Source organism: Fusibacter sp. (genome assembly GCF_057447755.1).
Genome location: NZ_JBVBZF010000139.1, coordinates 1 through 9,169 on the forward strand (window position 1 = coordinate 1; position 9,169 = coordinate 9,169).

Sequence of the window (9,169 nt, forward strand, 5' to 3'; positions counted from 1 at the left end):
CATTTGAACCATCTTCGATGTCTCAAAACAATTTTCGCTGACGCTGTTTGAGGTTGAAGACTCCTCATCACAGCTTTCGGCTCAAATTTTGTTGCTTAACAACATTTGAGCCATCTTCGATGTCTCAAAACAATTTTCGCTGACGCTGTTTGAGGTTGAACACTCCTCATCACAGCTTTTGGCTCAAATTTTGTTGTATATAATCATCTAACCGCTTTTCGCAAGTTGATAATTCTTTCTCAAAGCTGGAAGAGAACTAATGATCTATATAATTAAAAAGAAGAATTCCTAAGAATTCTTCTTAATATCCATCACAGTTCTATTATATCTTATTTTGCAAAGTCAGTTACCCTAGATTCTCTTATTACATGAACTTTTATCTGTCCTGGGTAATCCAAGTCTGCCTCAATTTTTTTACTGATTTCTCTTGCCAATAAGAACATATCATCGTCATTTACTTTTTCTGGATATACTACAACACGTACTTCTCTACCTGCTTGAATTGCAAAAGATTTTTCAACACCTTCATATCCATTTGCAATGTTCTCTAAAGATTCTAATCTCTTGATATATGTGTCAAGAGTTTCTCTTCTCGCCCCTGGTCTAGCAGCTGATAATGCGTCTGCAGCAGTCACTAAAATTGCCTCGATTGTTTCAGGCTCATAATCTCCGTGATGCGTACTCATAGCATGAACTACAGCTTTTGATTCACGATATTTTCTCAAAATTTGCATTCCAAGTTCGATATGTGTACCTTCAATCTCATGGTCCACAGCTTTACCGATATCGTGTAATAATCCTGCACGTTTAGCGACTTTAACGTCTGCTCCAATTTCAGCAGCCATTAATCCTGCTAGGTGTGCTACCTCAATAGAATGTTTTAATACATTTTGGCCATAACTTGTTCTAAATCTCAAACGTCCCACTAATTTTATAATCTCAGGATGTAAATTATGGATGCCAATGTCGAAGGTTGCATTTTCACCTTCTGTTTTAATTAATTGATCAATTTCTTTTTTAGATTTTTCAACCATTTCTTCGATTCTTGCTGGATGAATTCTTCCATCAATAATCAACTTTTCAAGTGCTACTCTTGCGATCTCTCTTCTGATAGGATCAAAAGATGATAATATAACCGCTTCAGGTGTGTCATCGATGATTAAATCTACTCCAGTAAGAGTTTCTAATGCACGGATGTTTCTACCTTCTCTACCGATTATTCTACCCTTCATCTCATCATTAGGTAAATTGACAAGCGATACAGTGCTCTCTGCAACATAATCTGCTGCACACTTTTGAATTGCATAGGCTAAAATATCTTTAGCTTTTTTGTTTGCCTCTTCTTTTGCCTTTGATTCAATATCCTTAATGAGGATTACAGAATCATGTTTAATGTCTTTTTCAACATCTGCTAGAAGTTGAGCTTTGGCATCTTCAATCGTTAGTTCTGAAATTCTTTCTAATTCTTTGATTTGTCTTTCATAAAGTAATTCAGCCTCTTGCTCTCTATTTTCAATAGTTTTAAGCTTGAGCGCTAATTTTTCTTCTTTAGATTCAAGAGTATTTGCTTTTTTATCTAAAGACTCTTCTTTCTGAAGATTTCTTCTTTCGAGTTTTTGAATTTCTGCACGACGATCCTTCGTTTCCTTGTCTATCTCTTTTCTAATTTGGAGCGCTTCTTCTTTCGCTTCAAGGATTCTCTCCTTTTTCACGGATTCAGCTGATTTTGCAGCTTCAGCAATAATCTCTTTTGCTTTAAATTCAGCACTTAATATTGTTTTTTCAGCTGTATTTTTTCTGACTATATAACCGACTCCAAAACCACCTGCGCCCAGAACAGCTCCAATAATTACTACAAGAAATGCTGGCACGCTAATGTCGTTCACCCCCTTTACGTAAATTATAAGACCAGTAAACTGGTCCTTTTTCCAATAGGCCTATTTTAAGATACACCTATACACTAATTTTATATTTTTTTTAACAAACTGTCAAGATGGGGCCTTCTTCCAAAAGGCTGTAAATCGCTATTTTTTAGGTATTTAGGCGATTTTGCCTTCAAAACATGAAATTTTTACCAATAAAATCTTTTAATTTATGCATCTTTTATTCAATCTACAGTTCCACATGAAAAAAGATCAGAAATCCTATCGTAAGATTTCTGATCTATCTTTTATAATTAAAGCATTATTTTAATGCAAACTGAATCTCAATTATGCATTTTCGACTTCTGGTTGCTCAAGATTAAAATGAATTCTAACAGCTTTTTCAATCTCAGCACAGACAAGTGGATTTTGAATCAAATATTCCTTAACATTCTCTCTACCTTGTCCTATCTTATTGCCTTCATAGCTATACCAAGAACCCGATTTTTTAATAATGTCCACATTTGCCGCAACATCAAGAACACTACCTTCTCTAGAAATACCTTCACCATACATAATGTCAAATTCAGCTTGTTTAAATGGTGGGGCAACTTTATTCTTAACAACTTTTACTCTGGTTCTGCTGCCGATTACTTCGCTATCTTTTTTGATGGTATCAATTTTTCTAACATCCAATCGAACAGAAGCATAGAATTTAAGTGCATTACCACCAGTAGTGGTTTCAGGATTACCAAACATAACGCCGATTTTCATTCTTAACTGGTTGATAAAAATAACGGTACAGTTAGATTTATTAATAATACCTGTCAATTTTCTGAGGGCTTGAGACATTAATCTCGCTTGTAACCCCACATGGGAATCACCCATTTCACCAGTGATCTCTGCTTTAGGTACAAGGGCTGCCACGGAGTCAATAACGACAATATCAATCGCGCCACTTCTTACAAGTGCATCAACGATTTCAAGTGCTTGCTCTCCAGTATCTGGTTGAGAGACGATTAAGTCGTCTATATTAACACCAATCTTCTCAGCATAAGCAGGATCTAGTGCATGCTCTGCATCTATAAAAGCTGCAACGCCGCCGCGTTTTTGAGCTTCTGCAATCATATGAAGTGTTACTGTTGTTTTACCGGATGATTCAGGACCGTATATTTCAACGACTCTTCCTTTTGGAATACCGCCTATACCCAATGCAATATCCAGATCAATTGACCCAGTCGGTATACTTTCAATATTCATTTTTGCTGATTCATCCCCAAGTTTCATTATGGACCCTTTACCAAACTGTTTTTCGATTTGGCCGAGTACATTTTCTAATGCTTTCTGTCTTTCGCTCATCTAATTAAACACCCACCTTTATAAGAACGTTTGTTCTATTTAATTATAACATATAGTTTGGTTCTGTCTAGTCTTTTTATAAAACTTTTCCTAAGTCTATAATATCCATATTTTTACATTTTGTAAAGGTTAAATAACTTTTTACAATTTAGAAATTTCATCATAGAGCATTTTAAGTGCTTTATTGACCGTTCTATTTTGTACACTTAAACGATCACCTGTAAAATGGTTTTCAAAAGTCATTATTTTTTGACCGATTTTTAAGCCAATATAGACAAGGCCAACAGGTTTTTCAAGGGTACCACCAGTGGGCCCTGCAATGCCTGTAATAGAAACACCAATGTCAGAACCCGTCTTTTCGCATAGTCCCTTAACCATTTCGAAGCAAGTCTCATGACTTACTGCGCCATGGGTCAAAAGTGTTTGTTCGGACACATTGACTTCATCCATTTTCGCTTGATTTGAATAGGTAACTATACCGCGATCTACTACCTTGGATACCCCGCTGAATTTAACTATACTCTCAACCAATTTTCCCCCTGTGCAGGATTCCACAAAGGAAATCGAAAGATTTTTATCGAGTAACATCATGGCCACGACTTCATTGATGTCCTTGCCTTCATCAGAGATAATATAAGCACCTATGCGCTTATGGATTTCTTCGACCATTTGGTTAACACTTTCAGTACAGCTTTCAACTGAGTCTCCAAAAGAGGTCACTCTGACTAAAACTTTACCGTCGCCTGCATAAGTGGCAATTGTAGGGTCTGTCTGGTCATTGATTAAATCAATAAGTGCGTCCTCAGTGCTTGATTCCCCAAGATCATAAACACTCAAATATTTGGAAACCATTTTTTGCGGATTAAGTGCCATCAAATAAGATTGAATATAAGTATCGTAAATCCACTTCATTTCCTTTGGCGGTCCAGGTAAAACAACAATATGCTTGTTCAAGGCTTCTAGTTTAATAATACAAGCTGGGGCTGTTCCCATATCATTATCCAATATAATAGCATCTTCCGGGAAGAATGCCTGACGTTTATTGTTGTCAGTCATCTGTCGGTTAAATTGTCTGAAGCGTTTTTCGATGCGCGCCATACTATGTGGGTCAAAGATCATTTCTTTTCCCAAGGCACTCGCAATAATTTCTTTTGTAATATCATCTTGAGTTGGACCCAGCCCACCTGTTGTGAAAATCACATCACATTCGTGGATGAGCAACTTGAGCATGTTCTCTATTCTCATTGGGTTATCACCAACAGTCAGATGATAATATACACCAATTCCAAGTTCATTTAATTTTTGGCTTAAAAAAGTAGCATTCGTATTGACCGTCTGTCCCATTAAAAGCTCGGTTCCAATGGCTAAAATCCCTGCTTTAAGATAATTTGAAGATCCTGACATTTTTTGCCTCCTCAATCTTGAATCCATATTTAATCATTTCTTGTATAAAATAATTAGGTTGACATAATGATATTACGTCAACCTAATGTCTAATTCTTTAAAACTTGTTTATTTTTAACAATATAGTCATAACCTGAAATAATGGTTAGGATTGTGGCAATCCAAATCAAAACAGTATCAACCGGTAAAGAAATCAACGAGAATGGGAAATTATTCATCAATAATACAATAATCATGATCATTTGAGATATGGTCTTTGCTTTTCCCCACCAGCTTGCAGCGATTACAATACCCTCAGCTGCAGCTATGGCTCTGAAAATGCTTACGATAAATTCTCTAGAAATGATAATGATAACAACCCACGAACTCAATTTTCCAAGTTCGACAAAGCATATTAATGCCGATGTCACTAAAAGCTTATCAGCAAGGGGGTCCATAAACTTACCAAAGTTTGTGATAAGATTGAGCTTTCGCGCCAAATACCCGTCTAAAAAGTCTGTAAAAGATGCTACCATGAAAACAACCAATGCGATCACAGCCATGTTATTTAATAGAAAGTAGATAAAAGCCGGTATTAAGATCACTCTAAGCATTGTCAGCTTATTTGCTATGTTCATGATACACCTCTCCAATAATATCATATTCTAAAGCATCTAAAATTTTAACTTTTACGAATTGTCCGATTTCAATAGGTTCATTTGTATGAATATAGACAACCCCGTCGATTTCAGGAGAATCGTACTTTGTTCTACCCACATATGTCTTGTTTTCTTCTGCGATTTCCTCAACAAGGACTTCATAGATTTTACCAACCTTTGAATAACTTAAACTCTCAGAAATGTTCATTTGAAGTGCCATAAGGGCATCTCTTCTCTCAACCATAAGGTCTTCATCCACTTGATTTGGCAATTTAAAGGCTGGTGTATTTTCTTCATTTGAATAGGTAAAAGCACCTAAACGATCGAATTTCACAGTTCTCACAAGCTCTAATAACGCATCAAAATCACTTTCTGTTTCACCAGGGAAACCAACGATGCAAGTCGTTCTAATAACTGCATCAGGATCTCTGTCTCTGATTTTCTTTGTGATTTCCAAAATGTCCTTCTGGGTTGTTTTACGGTTCATGAGCTTCAAGATCTTATCACTTGCATGTTGAATTGGAATATCAAAATAGTTGACTACTTTGTCATTTGTAAAGAAACCATCTAATAATTTATCATCCAAAATATCAGGATAAGAGTACTGAACGCGAATCCACTTAAGGTCTTCAATAGCGTTTAGTTCCTTTAAAAGCTTTGGCAATGAAGGCTCATCGTAAAGGTCAATACCATATCTTGATGTGTCTTGTGCAATTAAGATAAGCTCTTTAACACCCATTGAAACAAGGTCTCTTGCCTCATCGACGATATCCTCAATTAAACGTGAACGATACTTGCCCCTTAATTTAGGAATGATACAATAAGTACATCTATTATCGCAACCTTCCGCAATTTTTAAATAGGCATAATGTCCAGGCGTTGTAAGGATTCTCGGCAAATTCTCTGGAATGAGCAAATCAACAGATTCCATATAGACTTTTTGTGTATTATTTTCTTCTAATTGTTTGATGACTTCATTTACCTTATAGAAATTGCTGGTACCGATAATGGCATCAATCTCAGGAATTTCCTCTAAAAGCTCATCTGGATATCTCTGCGACAAACAGCCAGTAACGATTAGTTTTTCAAGATGGCCCTCATTTTTAAGTCTGGCAAAATCTAAAATGACATTGACAGATTCTTCTTTTGCATCATGAATGAAGGAACAAGTATTGACAATTAAAATATCTGCATCTTCAGCTTGATCACATAATTTGTATTCTTCATCCAAAATACCGAGCATTTGCTCTGAATCCACTAGGTTTTTTGAACAGCCAAGTGTTTCAATATACAATTTTTTCATAATTTCCTCTTATTTCTTTCTTCTTAATATTAAACAATAACGATTTCATATTAAATCATTGCTATTCTATTTGGTTATATACTATTTTAAATCCCTTTGACGGCTTATGCTTCCGTCTCTTCAAGCTCGTCATCTTCATATGCTTCAAACGCGCTATCCTCATAGGTTTCATTCTCAGAATTGATAGCATCATCATTTTCCTCATTCGATTCATATGCATAATCATCAATCTCAGCTTCTTCATAACTCGACTCAGCAGAAGTTTCTAAAATGTCCATGCCATCATCATCCATGCTGTAAATTGAATCAAATTCTGAGACAGTCATCAATACCTCTCTAGGCTTACTTCCTCTTGACGGTCCAATAATGCCGCGTTCTTCCATGGCATCTACCATTCGTGCAGCTCTATTATAGCCCACTCTGAACCTTCTCTGCATCATAGAAGCAGATGCCTGACCTGACTCAAGTGCAAATCTAATGGCTTCTTCAAGGTACTCGTCAGCTTCATCAAAATCTTGGTCGACGCTTTGAACGTCATCCAATATCGATTCGTTATAGTTGACCTCTAAAGACTGATTTTTAATAAAGGATACCACTGCCTCAACTTCTTCATCAGACATAAATGCCCCTTGAGTTCGCTTAGGTTTAGCCGCACCCACCGGATAAAAGAGCATGTCCCCCTTACCCAGTAGCTTCTCTGCACCGCCCATATCAATAATGGTTCTTGAATCTATGGATGAAGAAACGGAGAAGGCTATTCTTGAAGGAATATTAGCCTTGATAAGGCCTGTAATGACGTCTACAGATGGTCTTTGCGTTGCCACGATCAAATGTATGCCTGCAGCCCTTGCCATTTGGGCAAGTCTACAGATGGCATCCTCAACTTGATTTGGCGCAACCATCATCAAATCGGCAAGCTCGTCGATGATGACCACAATTTGTGGTAACAACTCAAGCCCTTGCGGTTCCGCCTTTTTGTTATAGCCCTTCATATCTCTAACCGTCTGTTCAGCAAATAGTTTATAACGTCTTGTCATTTCATTTACTGCCCAGTTTAGGGCAATAGATGCCTTCTTTGCATCGGTCACAACCGGCAAAATCAAATGTGGTATGCCGTTATAAGTGCTCAATTCAACAACCTTTGGATCAATCATTAAGAATTTTACTTCATCTGGTCTGGCATTGAAAAGTATACTTGAAATAATCGTATTGACACAAACCGATTTACCTGAGCCAGTAGCACCAGCGATTAGTAAATGTGGCATGCTGGCAAGGTCGCCAACAATTGCATTTCCGGATATGTCTTTACCTAATCCAATCGTGATTTTGGAAGACTGCTTTTTAAACTCTGGAGAATTGAGAACTTCTTTGATGGTTACCATTGAAGTTACTTTATTGGGTACTTCGATCCCAATGGCGGCCTTACCTGGAATAGGCGCTATTCTCACATGACTTGTGGCCAAGTTTAGAGCAATATCTTCACTTAAGCCCACAATTTTACTTACTTTGATACCTGGACTCAATTGTACCTCGAACATGGTAATCGATGGTCCTCTTTTCACTGAAACGACCTTGGCGTCAACATTGAAATTATTGAGTGTCTCTTCAAGAAGTTTCGCCATTTCTATATACTCATCTTGATTGTCCAAATGCTTTGTGCTTTTATTTTCCTTGAGTAAAGTGATTGGCGGCAGGACATAATTTTCCAATGACTTACTTACATTTTCTCTAATTTCATCATTAACACTTTGTCTAATTTCTGGTTCAATATCTTTTTCTTTTATTTTAACGACCTTTTTCTCACCGTTTTCACCAGGCATACTAATCTCTGCCCCGCTTTGAATGTCGTCAGTTTGTGACACATTCGCCGATTCACTTTTAAGTGGCGAAGCTTTAACTTCAGGCTTAATGGTCGCCTTGATATCTGGTTTCATCTCAGGCTTAGTATCCGGAGGTGTCACAACTGGTGTCACATTCGGTGCTACCACAGATGGTGGTACGGATGGGGTCACAGGTGGTTTCAAACCAAGGTCTTCAGATGGCCTATCAGTTTGCCCATTTTCAGCTGGTTTTACTTCATCCTTTTCATAAGCATCATAGTCAAATGTTTTTATGTCTTTTTTGCGTGATGCTTTTTTAAAGGCATCCAGTGTATTTAAGAAATGGGCCGAATCTGATTCATGAGCCTTTTGTGGTTCAGATTTTCTAGGATCCGTCTTTTTAGGCGTTTCCATAACTTCAGGCTTAGAAATTGTCTCAGCCGCTCTAGCTTCCATAAGTCTCGCAATTTCTTCTTGTTTGACTTTACGTTTTTCAGCTTGCTTCTTACGTTTTTCATCCCATAGATCATGTAATGAAATTCGAGTCCATACGATAAAGCCGGAAACAAAACAAACAATAATTAATATAAAGGCGCCAATATTACCCACTAGCTTAAGAATGCCTAAAGTCACTAATTCACCAAATACGCCACCACCCTTTAATAAGACACTCCTATCAAAGGTCAACTTATACTGATTCACTGTGGCAAAATTGGATTCCACCTTAAACAAATCCCTTTCAACGCCAGGGAAGACCATCATCGTCGTCAATAGCAAAGCGCC

Annotated in this window: 6 protein-coding genes; all 6 read right to left on the minus strand. The window is 37.2% G+C overall.

What is annotated here, in order from left to right; genetic code table 11:
* Nucleotides 1–329 precede the first annotated feature (329 nt).
* Nucleotides 330–1,877, minus strand: a complete 1,548-nt coding sequence (gene rny / locus AC220I_RS13960; protein WP_486724467.1) for a ribonuclease Y — start codon at nucleotides 1,875–1,877, stop codon at nucleotides 330–332.
* 333 nt (nucleotides 1,878–2,210) lie between these two features.
* The gene (gene recA / locus AC220I_RS13965; RefSeq protein WP_486724463.1) at nucleotides 2,211–3,221 is read right to left on the minus strand and encodes a recombinase RecA; all 1,011 of its coding nucleotides are present in this window, start codon (nucleotides 3,219–3,221) and stop codon (nucleotides 2,211–2,213) included.
* A gap of 141 nt (nucleotides 3,222–3,362) precedes the next feature.
* Entirely contained in the window at nucleotides 3,363–4,625 is a 1,263-nt protein-coding gene (locus AC220I_RS13970) for a competence/damage-inducible protein A (protein WP_486724464.1), read from the minus strand.
* Between the two features lie 89 nt (nucleotides 4,626–4,714).
* Nucleotides 4,715–5,242: a CDP-diacylglycerol--glycerol-3-phosphate 3-phosphatidyltransferase gene (gene pgsA / locus AC220I_RS13975; RefSeq protein ID WP_486724465.1), complete on the minus strand. Its 528-nt coding sequence runs from the start codon at nucleotides 5,240–5,242 to the stop codon at nucleotides 4,715–4,717.
* A complete protein-coding gene (gene rimO / locus AC220I_RS13980) occupies nucleotides 5,226–6,566 on the minus strand; it encodes a 30S ribosomal protein S12 methylthiotransferase RimO (RefSeq protein WP_486724466.1) in 1,341 nt (446 codons plus the stop codon). The genes pgsA and rimO overlap by 17 nt, the downstream gene beginning before the upstream one ends.
* Before the next feature lie 104 nt (nucleotides 6,567–6,670).
* Nucleotides 6,671–9,148: a DNA translocase FtsK gene (locus AC220I_RS13985; RefSeq protein WP_486724468.1), complete on the minus strand. Its 2,478-nt coding sequence runs from the start codon at nucleotides 9,146–9,148 to the stop codon at nucleotides 6,671–6,673.
* Between the last annotated feature and the right edge of the window lie 21 nt (nucleotides 9,149–9,169).